Source organism: Bacillus sp. 7_6_55CFAA_CT2, assembly GCF_000238655.1.
GTDB classification, from domain to species: domain Bacteria; phylum Bacillota; class Bacilli; order Bacillales; family Bacillaceae_G; genus Bacillus_A; species Bacillus_A cereus.
Map to the genome: position 1 here is coordinate 13842 of NZ_JH414710.1, position 25709 is coordinate 39550.

Below are 25709 nucleotides of genomic sequence, written 5' to 3' on the forward strand. Positions count from 1 at the left end.
TGATTTCTTTTATACTAAGGAGGATGAGGTACATGGAACTAACACTTATTTGTGTTGGAGAAGAAAGTAAGGTAGATAGTTTAAGAGATCTAGTATCATTTCAACATGAGTTAATTATTTTTACAGCAAATGAAGAGATAGCGGCTGAAGTTAGGAATTGTGGGTTTGATTGGACTTATAGCTGCAGTAAGGAGCAGGACTTTACTAGTATTTGTGAGTGTATTAAGAAGGTGATTTTACTAGGGGATGAGCTTCCAATCGTTAGTTTTTTCTACAGAACACATTCGCTTTTCTTTTCAAGCACCTATTACTGTTGTTACAAGGAATAAACGATATCCAGCGAGGCTCTATGAAACAATTGGAGCTAAGTTTGTCGTGTTTACAAATTGTGATAATATTTCTTTTTTATTTTTTGTAATAGGGCGGGGGGAGAAATGATGAAGGTATTATTACTTGGAGATATAGCAAATCGTTGGGCAGTATCGGTAGAGCGAGTTCAAGAATTGGTTCAGATCGATCCCCTTTTTCCAGGGCCGTATATTATATTACCATCAAAAGATGCTTTGTATTTAGAGGTGGATATTACCGAGTATGAGCAGCTACATGCAGAATTGACACAAGTTTATATTCGCGGGAGAAATTTACGTGCATTTTTACGAGGAGAATAAAGGTTGAATAAAAAGAGCGAATGCTGAGTGCAACAAGCTATGCACTTCATCTCATTCGCTCTTTTTATTTCATATTTAAAAGGTCATTTTTAAGAAAAGAGAAGAGAAATAAAGAAAATAGATGAAATAATAGTAATAATCTTCAATGTAAGCGTTTAAATGAATGTAAATATTATTATTTTCAGTAATTTACCCCTTTACAAGTGAAATATAGAGGAGTATATTTACTCTCATAAATCATTCATAAAATTTCCAAAAAAACCTAAAATCGCTGAGTTCCAGAAATGGAGCGGGGGAACCAATTTTGTGCATCGTCACTTGGGGTGAATCTTTCAGTTTTGAAAGTAGGGCTACTCTTTAGGCCCGAATCCGACAGCTAACCTCGTAAGCGTTTAGAGAGGAGGTTTACTTTTTGTTGTTCATTTTTTGAACACTGAGTAGAGCTCAGTGTTCTTTTTTAATATTCAGATGGTAAATTTTAACAAAAACAAAGCGAGGGATAGCTATGTTAGATGTTGTAATGGTCGGGATTTTTATTTTATTAGTTGCATCAATGGCAAGTCTTGCAAGTTGGTCAGATAAAGTTGTGAAAGAAGGAAAGCAATCATGATGATTGTCTTATCAGTTATTGTCGCAGCAATTACAGTGTATTTAGTGTATGCATTATTAAATCCAGAGAAGTTTTAATTAGGGGGGAATCATTCATTATGATTTGGGTTGCAGTCATTATTACAATGCTCTTGTTTATTTTAGTAGCAAAGCCAATGGGGATTTATTTAGAAAAAGCTTTTCAAGGTAGCAAAATGCTAGATAAAGTATTCGGGCCTTTTGAAAAACTTATTTTTAAAATTACGGGTGTAAAAGAATACAATCAAACGTGGAAACAGTACGCATTATCATTAGTTTTACTCAACGGATTTATGATTGTTATTGTATATTTCATTTTCAGATTACAAGGTGTGTTGCCGCTAAATCCAGCGCATATTGAAGGGATGGAGCCTACGCTCGCTTTTAATACAGCGATTAGTTTTATGGCTGATACAAACTTACAGCATTATAGCGGTGAAAATGGTTTATCCTATTTATCACAATTAATCGGGATTACATTTTTAATGTTTGCGGCACCAGCAACGACATTGGCGCTCGTTATGGCTTTTATAAGAGGACTTGCTGGAAAAGAACTTGGTAACTTTTTCGTTGATTTTACGAGAGCGTTAACGAGAGTGTTTCTTCCTATCGCATTTATTGCGGCACTAGTTTTTGTCGCACTTGGCGTACCGCAAACGTTAGATGGAGCGGTTACAGCACAAACGATTGAAGGTGCAAAGCAAAGTATATTACGTGGACCAGTTGCATCATTTGTTTCCATTAAGGAACTTGGAAATAACGGCGGTGGATTTTTCGGAGCAAACTCTACGCATCCTTTTGAAAATCCAGGACAAATGAGTAATATTTTGCAAATGATGCTTATGATGTTATTACCAACAGCACTTCCATTTACGTACGGACGAATGGTAGGAAATAAAAAACAAGGTCGCATCCTTTTCGTGTCACTATTTATGGTATTTTTACTAGGGTTTATAACGATTACGACATCTGAACTAAACGGGAACCCGGCATTAAATGGAATGAGTATCGAACATGTACAAGGAAGTACAGAAGGGAAAGAAGTACGATTTGGAACAGTATTTTCTTCACTATACGCAACAGTAACGACAGCTGCTGAAACTGGGGCTGTTAATACGATGCATGATACGTTAACACCAATTGGCGGTCTAGTTCCACTTGTAAATATGATGTTAAATACAGTGTATGGCGGCGTTGGAGCAGGCTTTGTAAACATTATTATGTATGCAATTATCGCGGTGTTTATATCTGGGTTAATGGTTGGACGGACACCAGAGTTTTTAGGTAAAAAGATTGAAGGTAAGGAAATGAAATTAATCGCGGTCACGATTTTATTTCATCCATTGCTCATTTTAGGATTTTCGGCATTAGCTCTTTCAACAAATTTAGGGACGGATGCTATCTCTCATTCCGGTTTTCATGGTTTAACGCAAGTTGTATATGAATATACATCGTCAGCTGCGAATAACGGATCTGGATTTGAAGGATTAGGAGATAATACACCGTTTTGGAATATTACGACTGGTTTAGTTATGTTTTTAGGACGCTACTTCAGTTTAATTACGATGCTAGCAGTGGCAGCTTCGCTGAAAGAAAAAACGGTAGTGCCAGAAACAGTCGGAACGTTCCGTACAGATAATAGTTTATTTGGTGGCATCTTCATCGGAACAATTGTAATTGTCGGTGCATTAACATTCTTCCCGATGTTAGTACTCGGTCCAATTGCAGAATTTCTTACATTGAAGTAATGGAGGGTAAATGATGAGACCGGTAGTAGTAAAAGAAAAACAATTAAATGAGTCACAAATACATGCTGTAGAAGATGAAGTTAGACAAGCGAAAACGATGGATCGTGATATCGTAACACATGCGATGAAGCAATCCGTTGCGAAATTGAATCCGAAAGTCATGATAAAGAATCCGATTATGTTCGTTGTGGAAATTGGATTTATCATTACGTTCATTTTATCTTTTCTTCCAAGTAGTTCTAGTAGTATACCAGGTTGGTTTAATATAACAGTTTCTCTCATTCTATTATTTACAGTTTTATTTGCGAATTTTGCAGAAGCATTAGCAGAAGGTCGTGGTAAAGCGCAAGCCGATTCTTTAAAGCAGTCGAAGAAAGATGTGTTTGCAAATATTGTAAAAGAAAATGGAGACATTGTCCAAGTTTCAGCAACTGATCTTACAAAAGGTGACGTTGTTATCGTAAAACAAGGAGAAATGATTCCGAATGATGGCGAAGTAATCAAAGGATTAGCATCTGTAGATGAATCTGCAATTACAGGGGAATCAGCTCCTGTTATAAAAGAAGCAGGCGGTGATTTTTGTTCCGTAACAGGTGGAACGATGGTCGTAAGTGATGAAATTACAATTGTCATTACGAGTAATCCTGGTGAATCATTTATCGACAAAATGATTTCTTTAGTAGAAGGAGCTGCTCGTCAAAAAACGCCGAATGAGATTGCTTTAAATACAGTATTAACGAGCTTAACTCTTATTTTCTTGATCGTCGTTGTGACGTTGCCGATTTTTACAAATTATTTAGGGTTTCAAATTGATACTGCTGTGCTAGTTGCATTATTAGTTTGTTTAATTCCAACGACAATTGGTGGTTTGCTATCAGCGATTGGTATTGCTGGGATGGACCGGGTGACAAAATTTAACGTGTTAGCGATGTCAGGGAAAGCAGTAGAAGCTGCGGGCGATATTAATACAATTATTTTAGATAAAACAGGTACGATTACTTTTGGGAATCGAATGGCTCATACATTATTACCTGTAGGAAATGAAACGATTGAGCAAGTTGGAAAGTGGGCCGCTATTAGTTCTGTTTTAGATGAAACACCAGAAGGTCGATCTGTTATCGAGTATGTGCAGGGAAAATCTATATCATATAATAGAGAACTTGCAGAACAAGGTGAGTTTGTTCCGTTTAAAGCAGAAACGAGAATGAGTGGTGTTGATTTACAAGACGGAACGAAAGTGAGAAAAGGTGCTGTAGGTGCCGTTATTGAATGGGTTGAGTCACAAGGCGGAATAATTCCGAAAGATGTAAATCAAAAAGCAGACTTAATTTCAAAAGAGGGCGGAACACCACTTGTAGTTGCAGTAGATAATCGTATTTACGGTTTAATTTATTTAAAGGATACAGTAAAACCGGGTATGCGTGAGCGTTTTGAACAGTTACGCCAAATGGGGATTAAAACGGTTATGTGTACAGGTGATAATCCGTTAACGGCAGCAACGATTGCAAAAGAAGCTGGAGTAGATGAATTCGTTGCTGAGTGTAAACCGGAAGATAAAATTGCTGTTATTAAAGCAGAGCAAGATAAAGGGAAACTTGTAGCGATGACAGGTGATGGTACAAATGATGCTCCGGCATTAGCGCAGGCCGACGTTGGATTAGCGATGAACAGTGGTACGACAGCAGCGAAAGAAGCGGCCAACATGATTGATCTAGACTCGAATCCAACGAAAATTATTGAGGTTGTAGGAATCGGTAAGCAATTATTAATGACGCGAGGTGCTTTAACGACGTTTAGTATTGCGAATGATATAGCGAAATATTTTGCAATCATTCCAGCAATGTTTACACTTGCGATTCCGCAAATGGAAGCATTGAACATTATGAAATTAACATCACCACTGTCAGCGATTTTATCAGCATTAATATTTAACGCTGTTATTATTCCATTACTCATTCCGTTAGCGATGAAAGGTATTGCATATAAACCGATGAGTTCTAATGCATTGCTTAGCCGAAACTTACTTATTTATGGGCTTGGTGGAGTTATCGTTCCGTTCATTGGAATTAAGGTAATTGATATGATTGTCGGCTTGTTTATATAAGGAAGAGGGGAAAAAGATGGAGAAGAAACAAAGTATACTATCACCAATTATCCGTATTACTTTTACATTTCTAGTATTGTGTGGACTTGTATACCCACTTATTGTTACTGGTATTGCACAAGCAGTGATGAAGGATAATGCGGATGGAAGTCTAATATATAATGATAAAAATGAAGTGATTGGTTCTAAATTAATTGGTCAAAACTTCACGGATCCACGTTATTTTCAAGGGCGTGTTTCTAGTATTGAATATAAGGCTGAAGCATCTGGTTCAAATAACTATGCACCATCTAATCCAGATTTAGCAAAGCGAGTAGAGAAAAGTATTGCGGACTGGAAGGAAAAAAATCCCACTGTTCCAGTCACAGAAGTACCGATAGATTTAATGACAAATTCAGGTTCAGGGCTAGATCCGGATATTAGTCCAAAGGCGGCTTCCGTACAGGTAGAGCGCATCTCGAAATTAACGAGAATCCCGAAAGAATCGCTGGATCAGTTGATTAAAGATCAAACAGAAGGTGCAGCACTTGGTTTATTTGGAGAAGATCGCGTGAACGTTTTAAAGTTAAATTTAGAATTACAGAAACTACTGAAATAGTAACAGTGCTACCTCAATCTAATGGATTGAGGTAACGTTGTTTCGAATGAAAGGTAGTGTTTATTTTGTATGCAGATGATTATGAACCGAAGTTTCAAAGGCGAACGCCAGAGGAATATTTAGAATATATTCGTCAGCAAAATCGCGGAAAGTTAAAGCTATATGTCGGAGCAGCTCCAGGCGTAGGAAAAAGTTATAAAATGCTCTTTGATGCAAGAGAAATGAAAAAAGATGGAATTGATATTGTAATTGGTTTAATTGAAACGCATGGAAGAAAAGAGACGGAAGAAGCAATTGCTGATTTAGAAAAAGTTCCTTTAAAAGAAATACAGTATAAAGGAAAGGTATTTTATGAGCTTGATGTGGAAGGAATAAAAAAACGCGCGCCGCAAGTAGTCGTAGTGGATGAACTTGCTCATAGTAATGTTCCTGGTTCTAAATATAAGAAACGTTATATGGATGTGCAGGAATTGTTAGAGGCTGGTATATCGGTATTATCAGCTTTTAATATTCAACATTTAGAAAGTGTTCATGATATTGTAGCTCAAATTACGAATGTAAAAGTAAGAGAACGAATTCCAGATTTTATTTTACAAAAAGCAAATGAAATTCAGCTCGTTGATGCAACGCCTGAGGTATTAAGGAAGAGACTAATAGACGGAAAGATATATAAAGAAGAAAAAATTCAGCAAAGCTTACAAAACTTCTTTACACTTAATAATTTAGGAGCACTTAGGGAATTATCACTTCGAGAAGTTGCTGATGATATGGACGAGAAAATTAGCCAAACAGTAATAGAACCAATTGGCGTAAAAGAAAAAATTCTCGTTTGTGTACAATACAGTTCAACAGCGGAGAAATTAATAAGACGGGGATGGCGCATGGCTGATCGGTTAAATGCTGAATTGTACGTATTAAACGTTGAGAGGGAAAATATAGATTCTATTTCAGCTGGAAAAAAGCAGACGATTGAAGAGTGGAAATCGTTAACCAATCAATTTGATGCGAGTTTTGTATTAGAAGAGGCGAAAGGGAGAAAACCAGCGGATGTTATTATTGAAGTCGCAAGAAGATTACAAGTGACGCAAATTTTACTTGGACAATCTGCAAGAACAAGGTGGGAAGAAATACGAAAAGGCTCTATTGTAAATGAAATTATGAGACAAACAAAGTATATTGATATTCATATTGTTGCGGATCAAAGAGGGTAAAATAGAGCCGACATTTTGGGGGCTCTATTTTAATTTTTGTACAGCATGAAAACTTAGCATTTTCATTGCATATAAGATTACAAGTAAAAACATAATTGCGCCTAGGAAGAAAATCCAAAAGTAATTTTGGTTAAATAAAAGAAATCCACCTATAAGTGGCCCTGTACCCATACCAAGATAGCGGATGAAGTTGTATATACCGATAGCTGTTGCACGCTCTTGTATGAATTCTTCTGTTAATAAAGTAGTGTGAGTTGGCATAGAAAGTCCCATACTAAAACCGTACAAAGATGTAACGATAATGATGAAGGGGATATTGATGCTATATGTGAAAGAGAATAAAACGACACATATAATATTGAAGAAACTCGTAATAAATAAAGCTTGCTTTGTTGTGAGGCGTTTTTGCAAAAACTTGTAGCAAAAACTTCCTAGCATGATAGAAAGAGACATTGGTACAAACATAAGACCAATTTTATTTACAGTTAAATGAAATGAATTTGTTAAAATACTCGGTAAAAAAACGAGAAAGCAAAAGTAAATACAAAATTGAATGAAGCCAATAAGAGTAATAGAAAATCCAGTTTTATTTTTTAAGATAAGAGAGTAATTCTTTTGTGCTTTAGACTGCTTAATTACATTTGGCTTTGTTTCTGGAAGTAGTGAAATGTTTATCATTAATAAGATAATGCCAAGTGTAGATAAAAAGAGAAATACAGATAAGTGACCATTTATACTGCCAAGATAACCACCTATGAGAGGAGCCATTGCAGGTGCGAGGGCAAGTAACATTTGGTATAGGCTCATCGCTTCTCCGCGTTCTTTTCCTTCAAATAAATCGCCGATAATCGTTGCTGAAACTACAGGTATAGCCGCTATTCCTATAGCTTGAACAGCTCTAAAAAAGAGAAATAAATAAATGTTTGCCGAAAAAGCACATCCGATTGAAGCAATCGTACTAATAATTAAACTAGGAATAAGGACAGATTTTCTCCCTTTTGTATCAATTAAAGGGCCATATATGAGCTGCATAATCGCAAGAACGAATGTAAAAAGTGAAACTGTTACATTTACAAGATAAAGAGAAGTATGAAAAGAATTTTGAATCATCGGTAAGATAGGTGTGTAAATATTTTGAGCGAAGGAACCGAATAAGGCACTAATACAGATAACATATAAAATGAAATTTAGTTTAGATTTTTTCATCTTGTTAACCCCCTTGTAATTTAGTTTCCTAGGAAACTAAATTTATTTTAACATGATTTTCTCACTTGTAAAGATGAAAAAATAATTTTAAAATGGTATATAGTTAAATTGTTTCTTCGGAAACTTAGGAGGCGAACGGATTGAAGCATGCAACGAAGCAAATGGAAATACTGTCGGACATTCGTACACTTTTGCATAAAAAAGAAGAACATTTAAAACGACAAAACGAGAAGTTTCTTCGTGAGACAGGTGTAAGTAGTATGTCTTTATCTGAGTTACATGTAATCGAATGTATCGGAAAAAATGGTTTGATGAATGTAACGGCAATTACGACAGAAATGGGCATGACGAAGGGAGCAATCTCTAAAATTTGTACAAAGTTGTTTCAAAAGCAATTCGTTGAGAAGATGCAAATGTTAGATAATCAAAAAGAAATCTTCTTCCGCTTAACGGAAAGTGGGAATGAAATATATAAAGCTCATGAAAAATTGCATAAGCAAGCTGAAGAAAAGTGGTTGTTACTTTTAGATGGATATACGAAAGAAGAGCAAGACTTTATTCAAAGGTTTATAAAGGATGTCTCCGATCATTTGGAAATATAATTGGAAGAAAAAACTCCTTTTTCTCAAGTCTTTTAAATATAATTTCTGAAAGAACTCATATATAATAGAAAAAGATACTTAACATGGTGAATAATTAAAGAGTCAATATATATAGAGGAGAGAGTAACATGCTTGAAAATACGGGGTTAGTATTAGAAGGCGGCGGTATGCGTGGTGTGTACACGGGCGGGATATTAGAATACTTTATGGAACAAGATTTATATTTTCCATATGTAATCGGTGTATCAGCTGGTGCTTGTCATGCAGCGTCGTATCTTTCCAGACAAAGAAATAGAAATAAAACGGTCAATATTGATTATGCATCACATCCGAAATATTTATCGTATAAAAACTTATGGAGAAAACGGCAGTTATTTGATATGGATTTCATTTTTCATGAAATCCCAGAAAAGCATGTTCCGTTTGATTTTGAAACATACTTTAATAGCCCGGAACGTTTCCTTGTAGGAACGACGGATTGTGAAACAGGACAATCAGTTTATTTTGAAAAAGAAGGAACGAATGATGATGCGCTAAATTTATTACAAGCGTCTAGTTCATTGCCTTTCATTGCACCGGTAGTAAATTATCGTGGTAAGCAGTTATTAGATGGCGGGATTTCTGATCCAATTCCAGTTCGTAAAGCACAGGAAGATGGATTTGAAAAATCAGTCGTTATTTTAACGAGAAATCATGGTTACGCGAAGAAAAAATCAAAATTCGGATGGATTGCAGGAAAAGCTTATAAAAAATATCCGAATCTTGTTAACACGATGCTCAATCGTTATGAAGTGTATAATGAAACACTTCACTATATTGAAAAAGAAGAGCAAGCTGGTAATTTATTTGTTATTCGCCCAGAAGTGCCGCTTCAAGTAGATCGTATGGAAAAAGATAAAGCAAAACTACAAAATTTATACGAGCAAGGCTATGAAGATGCAAAGAGACAGTTTGCAGATTTAAAGGCGTTCTTGCAAAAATAAGTATTAGGCTGCGGAGAAGAGTTTCTCCGCAGCTTTTTTATATTGCTATTTATACGTTACTTTTTAAAAATGTATGAATGTTTAAGTGTTTAAAGAGTTTGTAAAACATCGGGGTTTCTTGTTGAGGAGAATTTATTTGAAGGATATTATAATGATGTAGCGCTACTAAACTATTAAATTTATGAGGTGATTGTTAATGAAAGGAAAAGTTTTTTCAATTACGACTTTAGTATTATTAGCAACATCAATCTCAACAAGTGCATTCTATCCAACTCTAAGCGGTCACAAAAGCGGTAACCTACTATCTTACAGAGCTCAAACTACTACGAATCAAAATGCATCTCGTTGTTCAGTAGCAATTTCTTTTATTAAATCAAATGGAAATAATTCATATATTGAAAGCGCTTCAGACAAATTAGGATCCCATGAATCTGGAAGAGCATTAAACGCAACTGTGAGTAATGGTGCAGCATATAACGCCTTTGGTGCAAAAGGACTATACTCGGAGCATTATGCAAATGAGAATAATGACTATCAAGAAGATACACACAAAGGTACTTTTGATAGTAATGGTAACTTACGATTACAGTGGTAAAAAGCATTAAACAGTTGTCTTTATAAATATTTAGATAAGGAGAAGGGGATGTTCATCATCTCCTTCTTATTTAAAAGGAGCACAGACATGTACCTAGCTTTTAAAAATATAAAAAGCAATAAACTGTTTTTCTTAATTCTCCTTATGTCATTTTTTATTTCTTTTCTTTCTATATCAATAGCCGCACTTTTAACAGAGTCTAAACGAAACTTTATATCTGCTTTTCAAATCGGTTTTCCAGAGAAGAACCAAGTTTTAACTATTCCGATAGCGAATGCAACTGAATTGGAAGAGATAATTCCTTTCATACAAGATACTTTCGTTAAAAGTGATATTTATGTAGAGCATTTAAAAGCATTAAATAGTTCAGGGGCAACAAAGATCATAGCTGTGAATTTAAAAGATGATTATTATTGGAAGCCATATATTTCTGAAGGACAATATTTTCATCGTGAAAATGTAAACGATATGGTTGTTGGCGATCAAACGAATGTAGAGGAGTTATATGAATTTGATGATACATATAAAAAAATAGGAACTATATCAAGAAAAGACAGTGACGTCGGTGTAGCAGGCATATACGTTCCACTTCAAAACTTACCTACTATATCTAAAAAAGGTATTATCGCGAGTAAACAATTACAATTAACAGTTGTTAATCCTACATCATCTATTCATAACGAAATAAAAAAGTTTATGGGTAGGAGTAAAGAAGTGCTTTCGGGAGATGTTCAAATACTGAATGAACGAGATCTTCAAGAACTACATGTGACACATATAGATCCAGCAAATAAGTATTATTATAAATTTATTCTTGTTGCAATTGTTTCTGGCATTTCTGCGGTTTTATTTTGGATTTATAAAAAAGAAAGAGAGATTTCATTAAAAAAAGCAGTAGGTGCCTCTAATATATCTATTTACTGCGAACTATATATTCAAATTTTGTTTATTTCTCTAGCAGCGATGTTCTTAGTTTTTATTACGTTAGAAATATTTTCGGGAACAATTCATACTTATTTTCAGACATACTTAGTAAAACCGTTAACACTATATGTATTGATATACAATGTTGTTTTTATAATTTTTCTTACAATTTTTGTTACTGTAATTCCAATCAAGCACATTATAAATATATATCCCGGAAAACATTTAAGAACGTAGGAGGTCTTCATGTTTTTTATATTTGATTCTATACGGTCTGTGAAAAAACGGTTGTTACCAAGTTTGATTATAGTAATTTCTTTAATTATTGCATTTTCTTCAGCAATAGAATTTGTTAGTAATCTTTCGGGATATCGAAAAATGATGACGGTAGCAAATAATTTATCGACTCATAAAAATTTCTATGAACTTTATGCGACGCAAGATATAACCTTGTTTAGCGAAGAAAAAGCGAAAAATGATTATCAATATTTCATGCAAGGGTTATCTAATATGATACCAATAACAAATAAAACTAATTATCTGTTCCGTAACTATTCACTTAGTTTAAAAAAAGAAAATGGAACGATAAAGACTCTTATTGTTGATAAGGATATTAATAAGTACTTTCGTATACGAATTTCACAAGGAAGATATTTTGAGGAATCGGAATTTCATAAATCAGTATTTGATATTAGACCTGTTATATTAGGGGCTAATTATATAGAAAAGGTATCTATTGGTGATGTTATACCATCTGGAAAAATGAAGCTAAAAGTAATTGGCTTTTTAGAAAAAAATTCACCATTTACATATCCTCGAAGTGGTGAAATATCGGATAATCGTATTACATTATTAGATGACATGGCGATTTTACCAATTGGAACAGAAGAAATAGAGTTCTATAGTGTAGAACTTTTATACAATGGGTTAATTATAGAAACAAATGAGAAGATAAATATAAATGAACTTCAAAAGAAAGTATTAAAGGTAACAGAAGGTAAGGGTTATTCGTATTATGTTACAAATCCGAATAAATTGTTAGAAAACGAAAAACAAGGTATTGATAATATGTCATACCCCTTATTATTAAGCGGTACAGTCTTATTTTTTTCATTTCTATCTATTGTATTAACATCAATGGCAGCACTTTATATGGAGCGTAAAAGTATTTCTATTAAATCAGCGTTAGGTGCAAGCACTTTTCAAATATGTCTTCCATTTATTATTGAGTATATGTTGCTATTCGTTTTAGCGATATGTATAGGCATAATGTATTTTCAATGGGAGAATAGCGGAGTAATTGAAATTCAGAAAGGGCTAGAAAATAGTATAGTATCTTTCTTTGGAACGTTAAAAGTCTCTATAGAATCATTGGTTGTTATAGGTGCTTTATCACTTGTAATGATCCTCGTTATATATGCAATCATTTATTTCAATGTACTAAAAATAAAAAATACATATATGAAAGAGGTGTTATAAATGATTCAGCTCGCAAATGTGGCTAAGGGATATGGAAAGAGTAATTTTAGTGCTTTACAAGATATTAATCTTACAATAGAAAAAGGCGAAATGATAGCCATTATGGGACCATCTGGTTCTGGGAAATCAACCTTGCTTAACATTATTGGTTTAATTGATAGCCCCTCTACTGGAAAGTATTTTTTAGATGGAATGGATACGAGTACATTCAAGTCAAATTATCATAAGTATAGAAACACGGAAGTTGGATTTGTGTTTCAGAACTTTTCGCTATTAGATGATTATACAGTTGTTGACAATGTAATGCTTCCGCTTATATATAGAAGAATTTCTCATAAGAAACGTATGCAAATATCAAAAAAAATGCTGAAAATGGTAGGGCTTGAGAGGCATATTAACAAATATCCTTACGAGTTATCAGGAGGAGAACAGCAAAGAACAGCAATAGCAAGGGCTTTAGCACAAGATACAAAAATTATACTTGCTGATGAACCGACTGGTGCTCTTGATCAAGAAAATGGGGAGAAAATTATGAGTATTTTACAAGAGATTAATAAAGAAGGAAAAACAGTGCTAGTTGTTACACATGATCAAAAGGTAGCTGCATATTGTCAGAGGACGATACGGTTACTTGATGGTTGTATGGTATAATATGGATAATGTTATGTGAAGAGGTGATACATATGGAAAATGTCTATAAAGGACTTAGGCATATTGGGTTTATTATGATGTTTATTTTTGGTAGCGTATTTTTACTTCGCTGGTTTATTCATGATGAAATGTTAATAGATCAACTTATTGGTTTTAGTGTGGGCATAGTAATGGTTATTTCATCAGTTTTCATTCAAAAGTATAGTAAAGAATTAAAGGTAGAAGAGAAGTATTAAAAGGTTATAACCTTCTTCATATTTTGAATAATTGTTGTAAAAGAAAAGTAGAGCATCGGATTTCGATGCTCTACTTTTTTAATGTGGTAAGAATATCAATTGATAAGCAAACAAAATTCCAAATACATATACAAGTGGGTGAACAGCACGGAATTTACCTTTTGCCACTTTCATAAGTGGATATGAAATAAATCCAAGTGCGATACCTGTTGCGATACTTGATGTAAGAGGCATGCTTAAGATTACTAAAAATGCTGGGAATGCTTCATCAAATGCGTCCCAATCAATGTGGCGAACTGAACCCATCATAAGACTACCAACGATAATTAATGATGGAGCAGTAATAGCTGATACACCAGAGACAGCACTTACTAATGGTCCGAAGAATGCTGCTAGTGCGAATAGAACAGCTACTGTAACAGTTGTTAAACCAGTACGACCACCAGCTGCAACACCAGCAGATGATTCAATGTAAGCTGTTGATGGTGTCGTTCCGAACATAGAACCAATAGTTGCTGAGAATGAGTCAGATAGAAGAGCTCGTCCAGCTTTTGGGAGTTTTCCGTCTTTCATAAATCCACCTTGTTGAGCTACCCCAAGTAATGTACCTGTTGTATCAAATAATGTAACAAGGAAGAATGAAAATACAACGCCGTATAATCCATAGTTAATTACGTCAGATACAGCAGTAATTGGATTTGAAACGATAATTCCTTCTGGTAATCCAGGCATTGATGTAACACCGTTTGAGAATGTTAATTGTCCTGTGAGGAAAGCGATAATACCAGTTAATAGCATACCGATAAATAGTGCGCCATTTACATTTAAAGACATAAGGATAATAGTAATTCCAAGTCCAGCTAATGCTAGTAGAACTGGAGCAGAGTGAAGATCACCAAGTCCAACTAAGTTTGCATCATTTTTTGTAACGATACCAGTTAATCGTAAACCGATAAAGGCGATAAATAACCCGATACCAGCAGTAATTGCATGTTTTAAGTTTTCAGGAATTGCTTCCATTAATTTTGTACGGAAAGATGTAAATGATAGCAAAATTAAAATCATACCTGCTACGAATACAGCAGAGAATGCAATTGCGAAAGTCATGCCTTCATGTGCTTTTACAACAGAGTAAGAGAAGTAAGCATTTAATCCCATACCTGGCGCGATTGCGATTGGTAAGTTTGTAAAGATTGCCATAAATAATGTTCCGACAACAGCAGCAATAATTGTTGCTGTAAATGCTTGTTCAAATGGAACACCTGCATCTCCAAGGATAACAGGGTTTACGACAATGATATATGCCATTGTTAAGAAGGTAATAATACCTGCCATAATTTCAGTTTTAATAGAAGTTTTATGTTTTGAAAGGTTAAACATATAAACATCCTTTCTGTTTACGAATAATTTTCACAACAGTTATATATAATATTCGTTTTTTATCTATTTTGCAATAGTTTTGCATAAAAAGTTTATAACAATTCATATTTTGTGTCTTAAATTCGAATATTAATCGTAAACCGATGTGTGAATTTCAGCTTTTTATTGTGCACATGCTAAGGAAAAGGAGTTGAAAGCAGCTATGCCACAGCAAAAAAACTTTATAACAATGCCTGCGCAACATCAAAATAAGCAGCCTGGTATTGAATCATTAATGAATCCTCTACCACAGTTTGAAGATCCAAATTATAAAGGAAGTGAAAAGTTAAAAGGGAAGAATGTGTTAATTACGGGAGGAGATAGCGGAATTGGACGAGCAGTTTCCATCGCTTTTGCAAAAGAAGGAGCAAATGTTGCGATTGCTTATTTAGATGGGGAAGAAGATGCAAAAGAGACGAAACAACGTGTTGAAAAAGAAGGTGTAAAGTGTGTATTGTTGCCGGGGGATTTGAGTAATGAACAGCATTGTAAAGATATTGTGGAAGAGACCGCCCGGCAGTTAGGTAGTTTAAATATTTTAGTGAATAACGTTGCACAGCAATATCCGCAGCAAGGGCTAGAGTATATTACAGCAGAACAGCTAGAAAAAACATTTCGTATTAATATTTTTTCTTATTTTCACGTTACGAAAGCAGCCCTTTCTCATTTGAAGAAAGGGGATGTCATTATAAATACGGCATCTATCGTTGCATATGAAGGAAATGAAACGTTAATTGATTATTCCGCAACGAAAGGAGCAATCGTAGCTTTTACAAGATCACTTTCTCAATCGTTAGTGCAAAAAGGGATTCGGGTAAATGGTGTTGCACCAGGACCGATTTGGACACCGCTTATTCCATCGAGCTTTGATGAGAAGAAAGTCTCTCAGTTTGGGAGCAATGTCCCAATGCAAAGGCCTGGTCAACCATATGAGTTAGCGCCGGCATACGTATATTTAGCGTCTGGTGATTCTTCTTATGTTACTGGACAAATGATACATGTAAATGGGGGCGTTATTGTAAATGGATAGTTTTCATTTATAAGAGCAAAGTAATATTAACTCCACTTATTATAGTGAGCGCTAGGGGGGGATATAGCTGAAAAAGTTATGTTTCGTCATACTATTATTTTTCATCCTACCGGTTAGTGCTTTTGCTAATACAGATCATTTAATATTAGTGAATCTTACGACAAATCAGTTGTCTTTTTTTGAGAATGGAAATTATACAAAAACATTTCCAGTAACGACTGGAAGAGATCGTACACCTACGCCTGAAGGTAACTTTTGTATTATAACTAAATTTAAAAATAAAGAATACCATCGAAAAAAAATACCTGGGGGTGCACCGAATAATCCTCTCGGTACGAGGTGGCTTGGACTAGATAAGAATGAATATGCGATTCACGGGACAAATCGGGAATGGACGATTGGAAGTAGGGAATCAAATGGTTGTATTCGCATGCATGACAGGGATATACAATGGTTATATGACAGAGTACAATTACAAACAAAAGTAATCATTTCTCGTTTTCATACGAGCCCCGAATATGAAGCGAATAAGCTTGGTTATCGCGTTGTGAGCTGGAATGGTCGAAAAATAGAAGAAGAACAAATTGGAGTACTAACGCTAGTAGACCGCGCGGATATATATTGGCAAGAACCAAATGGACAGTTAACGAAAGTGAAAACGGTATTGCCAAATGAAAGATATCCAGTGTACTCAAAACGAAAAGATGGAATATATTATATAGGAAACAATTCGTATATTATAGATGAAACAGGAGAGAAAATTCGTTACGAGCAAATTCCTTCTTCGATTTTAAGTAATATATATCAACGAAAATACAATGTTCCGTAATGGCTACCGTATTATAGACGGTAGCTTATTTATACTTGGAGTTTAACTGCAACTATTGTATTTTGCTGAATATAATACAGTACAGATAGGGGGCGGTTATATTATGAAAAGTGAATTTGCGTTTAAAGTTTTTTTAGTAACGACCTGTTTATTTATCGTGTATTTATATGCGTTTCTCGTCTTTTCTTTTTATGTTCCATATGTTGATTTAATATTGTTCTTCGGATTTATTTGGGCGTTTGTGAAAGCGAGGGAAGGAGAGAAGAGTATATATCGGCGCATTACCTTATGCGGGACGGCCGTTCTCGTTATTTTGTACTTTTTTATTATGCATGATTTTTGGAGGGGAATGTAAAAAAGCATACGATTAATCGTATGCTTTTATATCTGTTAATGATGGAAGAGAGGCAATTGCACCGTAATTTGTACATGTGATAGCACCTACTTTATTTGCAAAGGAGATAAACGCTGTTAAGTCTTTGAAATGATATGAAAGTGTATGTTCACTTTGGGCAATCTGATATAACATTGCTCCAACGAAAGCATCACCAGCACCAGTTGTATCGACTTGTTGAATGGAAATAGAAGAGACAATGGTTTGACCTTCATTTGTCGCAAGAAGTGTACCGTCTTTTCCAAGTGTAATAGCTACTACTTTTGCGCCATAATTTAATAATTTGAGTGCAGCTTGTTGTAAATCACTCTCTTTAGAGAGCATAGTAGCTTCCTCTTGACTTACTTTTACGAAGTGTGCATGTTTTATAAAGGTTAGACAATCTTGAGAGAATTGTTCTGTATTTGTAATGAGTGCACTTCGATAATTTGGATCAAAAGAAATAAAATGGCCGTTATCTTTCGCATATTGTAACAACTGAAAATACGTTTCTTTTAATGGGCTTGATAGTAAAGCTGTCGCTGAACCGAAATGTATTAAATCATTCGTTTGTATTTTTGATAAATCAATGCTATTGAATTGATATTCACCATCTGCACCACGCATAAAAGTAAAATCACGTTCCCCATCTTGATCGATGGATACGAATGCAAGTGTTGTTTGTTTATCTTTTATGAGCATGGATGTATCGACTTGCGCACGCTGTAAAGTTTGTTCAAGAAACTCACCAAATGGGTCATTTCCTACTTGCCCCATAAATGTAGCGTGTCCACCTAATTTTGTAATCGCAGCAGCAACGTTAGCGGGTGCTCCACCAGCTTTTTTTTCGAAATCTGAACCGTTTACTAAAGAAACGTTAGTATTTCGGCACACAAAATCAATTAATAGTTCACCTATACAAAAGACATTTCTCATACAATCCCTCTTTTCAGCTTATATTGTGTGATGATAAAGTTTAGTTTTGCATCTGAAAAGATTGCGATATGATGTTTCATGTCTTTTCGAGGAAAAACTCGGGACGTAAAGACTGTTGAACCATCGTATAAGAAAATTTCCACGATGCTTTTATCTACAAATATTTGTAGTTCTATCGTATCTTGAATATCGATTTTTTTACAGCGTTCAAATCCATATTCTCCGCCAAATTGATGGTAGAAGTTGCCCCTGTCTATAGAAATAGTACCTTGTGCCCGATTAAATGTAATGGGGAAACATTCCTCCTCATTGTGGAAGAGAGAAAGCCCAAAACGCTTTGCATCTTCTGTTTTAAGTGTAACAATTAATTCATAGGAGCCTTTATCATCAAGCGTTGATAATACATTTAATCCAGCTGTTATATCTCCTGAAATTTCTTTTTTTGTTGTTCGTAGTTTTGTTAATTCTGAAACTGGTTTTTGTTTTAAGATGTTATCTTCTAATGTTAATTCACGTGGAAGTGTTAGGCAATGAGCCCACATATAATCATCAGAAGGATATGTGATTTCACTTGATCCTGCCCAAGCAAACAATAGGCGACGACTAGTAGAGTCTTCTAAAGTTTGAGGGGCATAAAAATCGAATCCTTTATCAGCTTCGTAATAGGAATCAACATGGAAATATAAATTTTTAATATCGAAATGGCCTATGGCATAAACGACATTGTATATATTGTGAAAGTTTTCGCCGTCTTTTTCAATTCCTTGCGGTGAAAAGAGAAGTACATCTTTCCCTGATAATTGGAAGTAATCGGGGCATTCCCACATAAATCCGAATTCTTTTAAATTTGTTGTAATTTCACCTTGGAAATGCCAATTGTATAGGTCTTGTGATTTGTATAGTAATAGAGTTCCTGTTTTATTTTCACGTTGGGCACCGAGTAACATATAGTACATATCATTATGTTTCCAGACTTTTGGATCACGTACATGTTTTGTATATCCGTCAGGAATTATATCAATAACAGGATTATTACTATATTTCGTCACCGTATATTGTGAATCCATTGTTGCCATACATTGTTTTGCATCACGGGAATCATTAGGCTTTTTTATATTCCCTGTATAAAGTAAATGAAGAAGGCCATCTTTTACGATAGCACTACCAGAATATGCACCGTGTGATTCATAGCTTTCAGTAGGGATGATGGCTACAGGCATACGCTCCCAGTTAATAAGGTCTTTTGACTTCACATGCCCCCAATGCTTTATTCCATGAATGGGACCAAATGGATACCACTGATAAAAAACGTGATATTCATCATTGTAGTAGGATACACCGTTAGGATCATTCATTAATCCAAATGGTGGGTGGATATGATAAATTGGTTTCCATGAATCTTGGTTTGCAATTTCATATAAAGAATGTAATTCGTCTTTATTAGATTGCAGTATTGTTTTATATTTTGACATAGGTTTTCACCCCGTTATTATTTACTTTCTTTATATAAAATGAATGTGGCAACAAAAGCAGTGATAACTGCAATAGCGAAACCAATTATATAGTGAATCATGTTCATCATGCCAAGAGGTGCAACAATTGTAAGCATCGGAATACCTGTTAAACCGTATGCATTAGCCGCCACTTGCATCCAAACAACGTAAGCGCCGCCACTTGCGCCGCCAATAGCTGCTGCAATAAATGGTTTACCAAGTTTTAAATTGACACCAAAAATAGCTGGTTCTGTAATTCCTAAAAATGCTGAAGCTGCGGCCGGAATTGCAATTTCTTTCGTTTTTTTGTTTTTTGTTTTGAAATAGACAGCTAAAGTAGCACCGCCCTGTGCAACGTTCGCCATTGACCAAATAGGGAGTAAGAAATTGACACCGATATCTTTATTTGCGAGTAAGCCTGCTTCAATAGCGTGGAAGCTATGGTGTAAGCCAGTAAGAACGATTGTTGAATACAATCCGCCGAATATAAGTCCAGCTACTGGTCCTGCAAATTGATAGATTGTATTTAAAAGGTACGTAATGCCGTCACCGATTTTATATCCAATTGGTCCGATAATAATAAGTGATAAAAAGCCAGTTATAATAATTGTTAAGAATGGTGTAACTAATAAATCTAAAGAGTTCGGAACACGTTTTCGAAGTTCTTTTTCAATTGTACTCATAACATATACGCATAATAAAATAGGTAAAACAGTACCTTGATAGCCAATCATATCAATATCCATACCAAAGAAATGTAAAACAGTTGGTTTTGCATTTGAAAGAGTCCAAGGATTTGTTAAGCTTGGGTGAGTTAATATACCACCAACAACTGCACCTAAGAAAATGTTACCACCAAATTCTTTAGCGGCACTAACTCCAATTAAAATAGGTAAAATAATGAAAGCTGCACTTGAGAACATATCAAGTAATTGGATAAGTGAGTGATCTCCAGGAACTAATTTAAACGCTTTCAACATTCCGAGTAGACCCATAAGTAAACCGCTTGCGACGATAGCTGGAATAATTGGAACAAAAATATTAGATAGTGTCTTTGCTAGGCGGGCGATAGGGTTCATTTTTTTCTTAGGTATATCGTTTGATGTTGTAGAATCTAGTTCGGCTATTCCAATTAGTTTTGAGAATTCATCATATACTTTGTTTACTATGCCAGTTCCAAAAATAATTTGATATTGCTCGGTCGTTGCGAAAGCACCTTTTACTCCATCGATGCTTTCGATTTCTGCAGAGTTTATTTTCGTATCATCCTTTAATATAAGACGAAGGCGAGTCGCGCAATGTGTGGCACGAACAATGTTTTCCTTTCCACCAATGTTCTGTATTACTTGAGTTGCAATTTGCTTCATATCCATAAAAATTCCCCCTTACTATAAATTCTCTTTTATGGAACCGGTTCCGTAACGAGTTAAAATAAAAAACAGGGAAATGATGTTGAAAATCCTGTTTTTAAAATGTGGAACCGGTTTTAATTTTATTATAGAGCGCCTTTATATTTTGTCAACGCTTTCTTGGATTTTTAATGTATAACGAGAGTGTAATATTTTTGGTATAGTTTTGTTTTCAACAAGCTGTGAAAGAGAAGTGGCAGCAAGCTTTCCAGCATACTCATAGTCAAACGCAATTGTCGTTAAACTAGGGTGTACCATTTCTGAAATATCATATCCACCGAATCCTGTTACAGAAATATCACCTGGTACAGAAAGGGAGTGGGAGTGAATGACTTTCATTGCGCCAAGAGCGATGTTATCTGTAGCACATACGATAAGAGTTGGGCGATTATTATCTAAAATATGTTGTACTTGTTTCATGGCATCTTCTATGCGGAAAGTTGTTTCGTAATATGAAACGTTGCAAGTCGGTTCTAAATTTTCAATTGCTTTTTGAAAACCATTTTTTCGATGTATTCCAACAGAAATATCATCTTTTTCTATCCCTAAATAGGCAATATGTCGATGGCCTTGGGATAAAACGTATGCCCCTAACTCATAAGCTGCATCATAATCATCGTGAACGAGGCAATATTGATCTTTATATTCTTGCCCGACGAATAAAATAGGGATGTTTGAATTAGCCATAATTTTTTGATGTTCATTCGTTAATGTTTTTGTTAATAAAATAATGCCAGCTACCTTTTGTTTTATAAAGTTTTCAATTGCTTGTATTTCAGTTTCGGTTGTTTGATTTGCATTTGCTACAAGCATTTGATAGTTATTTTCCTGTAATGTTTTATCGATCCCGATAAGTGTTTTCATTGTAGCGAAGGAGTCTAATCGGGGGATGATGACACCAATTAAATTTGTTGTTTTTGCTTTTAAACTTTGAGCAAATGTATTGGGAGAGAAATTTGTTTCCTGAATAATACCTTCGATTTTAAGTTTTGTTTTATCACTTACATATCCGCCGTTTAAGTAACGAGAGACTGTGCTTTTTGCAACGCCAGCCAATTTGGCGATATCTGCAATTGTTTTAGCCATAGTATTTCACCTTCGTATTCATAAAAGTTAACTTTATTATAGGGAGAATTAGAGATGACGTAAACAAGAAGAGAGAAAGAAAAAACCACCTCACGTATATGAGGTGGAATAATTGTTAATATCTAGGCTTAAATGTATGACAACAAGTTTCTACACTCGTTGCTACAGAACTTTCTAGCGTCTCGTTTGTTAAAACAGCAGCTGTATATGAATCATTTTCAGTTTGACCAGTTTCATCTGCATCAGGCTGAACGATGATCGCACTTGCTTGACAAAAGTTACCTTGTCCCCAAAAAGAACAGTTGGAAACAGAACATCTTACTTCTGGCATAAAACCCCCTCCTTATACATTAGTGTGGGATTTTACACCCATTTCATGTGTAGAAGGAGTTTCCTTTTCTCGTTACTTTTTCGTTTGCTCAAGCCATTCTTTTAATTTATCTTTCGGCTGTTCACCGCTAATACGGCTCACTTCTTTGCCATCTTTAAAATGAATGATTGTTGGTGTTCCTTGAATTTTATATTCATCCCAAGGAGCATCTAATTTTTCAATATCCATAACTTTCATATCAACGTTTAAGTCTTTAGCCATTGGCACTAGGACAGGAGATAATTTTTGGCAATGAACGCAAGATGTTTGATAAAAGTATACTGTTTCTTCTTTTTTCTCTTTTAAGTTCTTTTGAAGATCTGAAAGAGAGATTTTATTTGTGTAGTAGTCAGGACCGTTTGTCTTACTTTCAGTAGGATTATCAATCTTTTGGCTAGTTGAAGCGTTTTTTTCTTCCATTTGTGTTACAGCGAAAATTGCCGCAAACAAGGCGATAATAATACCACCAAATATAAGCATTTTTTTCATTCTTTCATCTCCTTATTTGTTTTTGATGACAATAAAGCTACAAACAGCGATTGTAATAAAGCCGATAAGTGCTAAAAACGGGATTGTAATAAAACCAAACCAGTTTATAAATTCTCCGGTGCAGGGTACACGACCGCAAGCTGCTCCAGCAGCTGAAAACGCTGGGACTTTTTGAATTGCATAGTGATATAAAGAAATACAAGCACCAATACTTGCAATTGGTAAAGAATAACTTGCGATGCGATAATCTTTTTTTGCTACAGCGATACCGAGCCATAAAACGAATGGATACATAAAAATACGTTGATACCAACAAAGTACACAAGGCTCAAATTTCATGATTTCGGAAAAATAAAGACTTCCCAGTGTAGCGATAAAAGAAGCTCCCCATGCGGTAAGTAAAGCATATTCTTGCTTTTTTTCTCGTCCCATATTTTATACCTCTCTTATAATAGTTACATACTAAATTATAGTATGAAGTGGTATGGAAAAGAAAGAAAAAATATGTTTATCAATAAAAGTTTTATGAGGAGAAACTTTTATTGATATAAAAATTTAAAAAAAGCGCCATTCTCCGGAAGAGAATAGCGCTATAGTTTACATTTGAATTTGTTCTACTTCTTCTACATGCGACTTTTGGGATGCGTGGTCAATATATTGAAATAGGAGCTGCAATTGTTTATCAACTTCTGGCAGTTCCTTGCTGTATTGATAAGCGTGTAAAAAATGCTCAATACGCTTAGAAAATAATTGATCGTTCGTTTGAACCATGAGAACGAGTAATTTATCCCAATTACAGCAATACGTGTAATAGAGAGCTTTATCATAGTCGTTATATGTTTGCACTGTGTACCCTCCTTACCGAGAGTTATATATAGTGTGTGATAAGTAAGGGGAAATACACTTGAAAGAATTTGTTAAGAAAAAAAGTGAATGAAAAGAAAAAACGAGGAGTTTCCTCGTTTTTAAGCTTTTGGCATTGGCGTAGGTGTTGGTTTGCCATAGCCTTCCTTGTATTTATTATCGATATAGTTGCGAATTTCAAGCGTTGATTTTCCTTTTTGTTTCATGGAAGCAGATTCAACTGCGATTTCTAGGCAATTGACGCAAGTCGTTGCATGGGAGTCCCAAACAACTTCACCATTCTTTTTAATTTCACGAATAAAGCAGTTTTTATTATTTTTATGTCCTACACTTTCACCGCAACCACAATAGCATGGAATCCAATCTAATAGCTCTGCATTTTGTCCAGCGACGGTGTAGATATCTTTCATTTGTGGATCAAGCTTATCTAGGAAGGTTGGAAGTGTGTCGACTCCTTTTGTTTTCTCTTGAATGTCAGCTTGCTGAGTGTGCGATGCGTGGTCATGTTCTTCTTTTTTTGATTCAGAAGATTTTTGGTCATTTGTACCTGTACTTCCGCATCCAGCAAGAATTAAGCTTAGTACTGCAAGTAAAGAAAATACATACTTTTTCATTCGCTTGTCCCCTTTACAAATGTATTAATCAAATTGTATCAGACTAAGGGACACCTAGGGAGAAGTTTTTTTTGAACGATTTTTGAAGTGCCATCTTAGTGAATGAAACAAAAATAAAATCGGGATATAAGCGTATACAATATATAAACCCGCTTGAGATAGTACGGTATTTAATGTGTTGATACTTTCACGGTTTGTGAAAAGTAGAGAAGCTGAAAATATGATGAAAATAAAAAACGGTAATGTAAATTTAAATGAAATATGAAAGGAACGCTTCATCGTTTGACATGATGACCAAATGGTTAAGCAAAGGTTTGGTAAAATAATTAAAAACCAAACGAAAATAATAATATATTCAAAGCGCTGAATAAAAGGAACTTTAATTATTTTTAACATCGTTAAAGTAGGCCAAATAGTACGGTTTAATTGTCCCTCGCTGTAATACATAAAAGATACGATAGCTAAAACTACATAAATTAAGGTGCTAAAAGCAATTCCAGCATGGGCCCATCGCTTTAAAGATTTTCCTTTTTCAATAAAGGGATAAAAGATAAGAATTGTTTCAAACCCTAGAAATTCCAATGCAGAGTGTTTTGCAGATATAAGCATGTCAAAAGGTGAATGTGTAAAAATAGGTAAAATATTACGGAAATGAGCATATTTCATTGGATAGATTAAAAAGAATACAACGAAAATAGGAAGAACAATACCCCAAAAACATATCCCTGTCACAGAACGGAAGCCACCTTTTATAATGTAGTAAGTGACTAATAAAAACATAAGCGTAAGTTTCCATAACTTAATGGTAGGGAAAATCCAAACTTGTATCACTTCCATATATGTACGAAGAACAGTAAGGCAAAATAATAAGCAATAAAGAGTGAAAATTACAGAAAATATAGAGCCAACCCATTTTCCGAAGGTTGTTGTATGAATGCTAATTAAATCTCCGTCTTTTTCAAGCATTTTTAACATACAAAACAGTACAATATGAGTTGCAATCCCCGCAATAATAAGAGAAATCCAAGCATCATAACCTGCATTTTTCAAAATTACACGTTGATATCCGAGAATTCCTATACCAATCTGGAGAGAATGCAATAAAATAAATGCAAAATATGGAGATACTGTCTTTGTTTTATTCATTGTATTCATTGCTTATTTC

29 protein-coding genes, 1 pseudogene and 1 riboswitch are annotated in these 25709 nt (G+C 34.8%); of the genes and pseudogenes, 18 read left to right on the forward strand and 12 right to left on the reverse strand.

The features are described 5' to 3' along the window. Positions 1–32: 32 nt before the first annotated feature. The 8 genes and pseudogenes from HMPREF1014_RS15670 (at position 33) to kdpDN (ending at position 6956) form a co-directional block, all read left to right on the forward strand. Positions 33–438 (forward strand): annotated as a pseudogene (locus HMPREF1014_RS15670) (hypothetical protein). Beyond that, the gene (locus HMPREF1014_RS15675) at positions 435–668 is read left to right on the forward strand and encodes a hypothetical protein (RefSeq protein WP_001985933.1); all 234 of its coding nucleotides are present in this window, start codon (positions 435–437) and stop codon (positions 666–668) included. The pseudogene HMPREF1014_RS15670 and the gene HMPREF1014_RS15675 overlap by 4 nt, the downstream one beginning before the upstream one ends. A gap of 259 nt (positions 669–927) precedes the next feature. Next, positions 928–1073, forward strand: a riboswitch (cyclic di-AMP (ydaO/yuaA leader). 100 nt (positions 1074–1173) lie between these two features. After that, entirely contained in the window at positions 1174–1278 is a 105-nt protein-coding gene (locus HMPREF1014_RS15680) for a SipW-dependent-type signal peptide-containing protein (protein WP_000887894.1), read from the forward strand. Further along, the gene (gene kdpF, locus HMPREF1014_RS15685; RefSeq protein ID WP_223153441.1) at positions 1278–1355 is read left to right on the forward strand and encodes a K(+)-transporting ATPase subunit F; all 78 of its coding nucleotides are present in this window, start codon (positions 1278–1280) and stop codon (positions 1353–1355) included. The genes HMPREF1014_RS15680 and kdpF overlap by 1 nt, the downstream gene beginning before the upstream one ends. A 20-nt stretch (positions 1356–1375) precedes the next feature. Next, on the forward strand, positions 1376–3043 hold the full coding sequence (gene kdpA / locus HMPREF1014_RS15690; protein ID WP_000638319.1) for a potassium-transporting ATPase subunit KdpA: 1668 nt from the start codon (positions 1376–1378) through the stop codon (positions 3041–3043). 13 nt (positions 3044–3056) lie between these two features. Beyond that, on the forward strand, positions 3057–5147 hold the full coding sequence (gene kdpB / locus HMPREF1014_RS15695; RefSeq protein WP_001247998.1) for a potassium-transporting ATPase subunit KdpB: 2091 nt from the start codon (positions 3057–3059) through the stop codon (positions 5145–5147). Positions 5148–5163: 16 nt separating this feature from the next. Continuing rightward, entirely contained in the window at positions 5164–5745 is a 582-nt protein-coding gene (gene kdpC / locus HMPREF1014_RS15700; RefSeq protein WP_000412597.1) for a K(+)-transporting ATPase subunit C, read from the forward strand. Positions 5746–5801: 56 nt separating this feature from the next. After that, the gene (gene kdpDN / locus HMPREF1014_RS15705; RefSeq protein ID WP_001999108.1) at positions 5802–6956 is read left to right on the forward strand and encodes a KdpD-like non-kinase potassium sensor; all 1155 of its coding nucleotides are present in this window, start codon (positions 5802–5804) and stop codon (positions 6954–6956) included. Positions 6957–6980: 24 nt separating this feature from the next. Here the strand turns inward: kdpDN and HMPREF1014_RS15710 are convergent, their stop codons facing one another. Further along, positions 6981–8162 (reverse strand): MFS transporter, encoded by a 1182-nt coding sequence (locus HMPREF1014_RS15710; protein WP_000748709.1) that lies wholly within the window; start codon positions 8160–8162, stop codon positions 6981–6983. 140 nt (positions 8163–8302) lie between these two features. Between HMPREF1014_RS15710 and HMPREF1014_RS15715 the strand changes: the two genes are divergently transcribed. The 7 genes from HMPREF1014_RS15715 to HMPREF1014_RS15745 all read left to right on the forward strand — a co-directional run bounded on the left by HMPREF1014_RS15715 (position 8303) and on the right by HMPREF1014_RS15745 (position 13632). Beyond that, the gene (locus tag HMPREF1014_RS15715; RefSeq protein WP_000679678.1) at positions 8303–8764 is read left to right on the forward strand and encodes a MarR family transcriptional regulator; all 462 of its coding nucleotides are present in this window, start codon (positions 8303–8305) and stop codon (positions 8762–8764) included. Positions 8765–8892: 128 nt separating this feature from the next. Then, on the forward strand, positions 8893–9747 hold the full coding sequence (locus HMPREF1014_RS15720) for a patatin-like phospholipase family protein (RefSeq protein ID WP_000892673.1): 855 nt from the start codon (positions 8893–8895) through the stop codon (positions 9745–9747). Between the two features lie 196 nt (positions 9748–9943). Then, entirely contained in the window at positions 9944–10342 is a 399-nt protein-coding gene (locus HMPREF1014_RS15725; protein WP_000676981.1) for a hypothetical protein, read from the forward strand. A gap of 87 nt (positions 10343–10429) precedes the next feature. Then, positions 10430–11503, forward strand: a complete 1074-nt coding sequence (locus HMPREF1014_RS15730) for an ABC transporter permease (protein ID WP_000280226.1) — start codon at positions 10430–10432, stop codon at positions 11501–11503. A gap of 9 nt (positions 11504–11512) precedes the next feature. Continuing rightward, entirely contained in the window at positions 11513–12745 is a 1233-nt protein-coding gene (locus tag HMPREF1014_RS15735) for an ABC transporter permease (RefSeq protein WP_000465076.1), read from the forward strand. After that, positions 12746–13396 (forward strand): ABC transporter ATP-binding protein, encoded by a 651-nt coding sequence (locus HMPREF1014_RS15740; protein ID WP_000615294.1) that lies wholly within the window; start codon positions 12746–12748, stop codon positions 13394–13396. 32 nt (positions 13397–13428) lie between these two features. Further along, complete coding sequence (locus HMPREF1014_RS15745) at positions 13429–13632, forward strand: hypothetical protein (protein WP_000432804.1); 204 nt, start codon at positions 13429–13431, stop codon at positions 13630–13632. A 78-nt stretch (positions 13633–13710) separates the two neighbouring features. Here HMPREF1014_RS15745 and HMPREF1014_RS15750 read toward each other — a convergent pair whose 3' ends face one another. Continuing rightward, entirely contained in the window at positions 13711–15012 is a 1302-nt protein-coding gene (locus HMPREF1014_RS15750) for an NCS2 family permease (RefSeq protein WP_000482712.1), read from the reverse strand. Between the two features lie 202 nt (positions 15013–15214). Here HMPREF1014_RS15750 and HMPREF1014_RS15755 point away from each other — a divergent pair, with 202 nt between their 5' ends. From HMPREF1014_RS15755 to HMPREF1014_RS15765, 3 genes are all read left to right on the forward strand, one after another. Then, positions 15215–16081 carry an SDR family oxidoreductase gene (locus HMPREF1014_RS15755; protein WP_001136260.1) on the forward strand — a complete coding sequence of 289 codons (867 nt, stop codon included), beginning with the start codon at positions 15215–15217 and terminating at the stop codon, positions 16079–16081. A 67-nt stretch (positions 16082–16148) separates the two neighbouring features. After that, entirely contained in the window at positions 16149–16910 is a 762-nt protein-coding gene (locus tag HMPREF1014_RS15760) for a L,D-transpeptidase (protein ID WP_025966895.1), read from the forward strand. A gap of 103 nt (positions 16911–17013) precedes the next feature. Next, entirely contained in the window at positions 17014–17265 is a 252-nt protein-coding gene (locus HMPREF1014_RS15765; RefSeq protein ID WP_000834195.1) for a hypothetical protein, read from the forward strand. A gap of 12 nt (positions 17266–17277) precedes the next feature. Here HMPREF1014_RS15765 and HMPREF1014_RS15770 read toward each other — a convergent pair whose 3' ends face one another. The 10 genes from HMPREF1014_RS15770 to HMPREF1014_RS15815 form a co-directional block, all read right to left on the reverse strand. Next, the gene (locus HMPREF1014_RS15770) at positions 17278–18219 is read right to left on the reverse strand and encodes a carbohydrate kinase family protein (protein WP_001246642.1); all 942 of its coding nucleotides are present in this window, start codon (positions 18217–18219) and stop codon (positions 17278–17280) included. Beyond that, a complete protein-coding gene (gene scrB, locus HMPREF1014_RS15775) occupies positions 18216–19691 on the reverse strand; it encodes a beta-fructofuranosidase (RefSeq protein ID WP_000049734.1) in 1476 nt (491 codons plus the stop codon). The genes HMPREF1014_RS15770 and scrB overlap by 4 nt, the downstream gene beginning before the upstream one ends. Positions 19692–19708: 17 nt before the next feature. Further along, the gene (locus HMPREF1014_RS15780; protein WP_000367324.1) at positions 19709–21085 is read right to left on the reverse strand and encodes a sucrose-specific PTS transporter subunit IIBC; all 1377 of its coding nucleotides are present in this window, start codon (positions 21083–21085) and stop codon (positions 19709–19711) included. A gap of 135 nt (positions 21086–21220) precedes the next feature. Continuing rightward, on the reverse strand, positions 21221–22207 hold the full coding sequence (locus HMPREF1014_RS15785; protein ID WP_001140396.1) for a LacI family DNA-binding transcriptional regulator: 987 nt from the start codon (positions 22205–22207) through the stop codon (positions 21221–21223). Between the two features lie 115 nt (positions 22208–22322). Next, positions 22323–22538, reverse strand: a complete 216-nt coding sequence (locus HMPREF1014_RS15790; protein ID WP_001115482.1) for a DUF1540 domain-containing protein — start codon at positions 22536–22538, stop codon at positions 22323–22325. A 72-nt stretch (positions 22539–22610) separates the two neighbouring features. Beyond that, entirely contained in the window at positions 22611–23066 is a 456-nt protein-coding gene (locus HMPREF1014_RS15795; RefSeq protein WP_000738440.1) for a thioredoxin family protein, read from the reverse strand. Between the two features lie 12 nt (positions 23067–23078). Beyond that, a complete protein-coding gene (locus HMPREF1014_RS15800; protein ID WP_000532264.1) occupies positions 23079–23498 on the reverse strand; it encodes a disulfide formation protein C in 420 nt (139 codons plus the stop codon). A 165-nt stretch (positions 23499–23663) separates the two neighbouring features. After that, the gene (locus HMPREF1014_RS15805; RefSeq protein ID WP_001195459.1) at positions 23664–23912 is read right to left on the reverse strand and encodes a YhdB family protein; all 249 of its coding nucleotides are present in this window, start codon (positions 23910–23912) and stop codon (positions 23664–23666) included. A gap of 119 nt (positions 23913–24031) precedes the next feature. Then, entirely contained in the window at positions 24032–24544 is a 513-nt protein-coding gene (locus HMPREF1014_RS15810) for a PCYCGC domain-containing protein (protein WP_000761026.1), read from the reverse strand. Between the two features lie 54 nt (positions 24545–24598). After that, positions 24599–25699, reverse strand: coding sequence for a GerAB/ArcD/ProY family transporter (locus tag HMPREF1014_RS15815; protein ID WP_001095037.1), 1101 nt, complete (start codon positions 25697–25699; stop codon positions 24599–24601). Between the last annotated feature and the right edge of the window lie 10 nt (positions 25700–25709).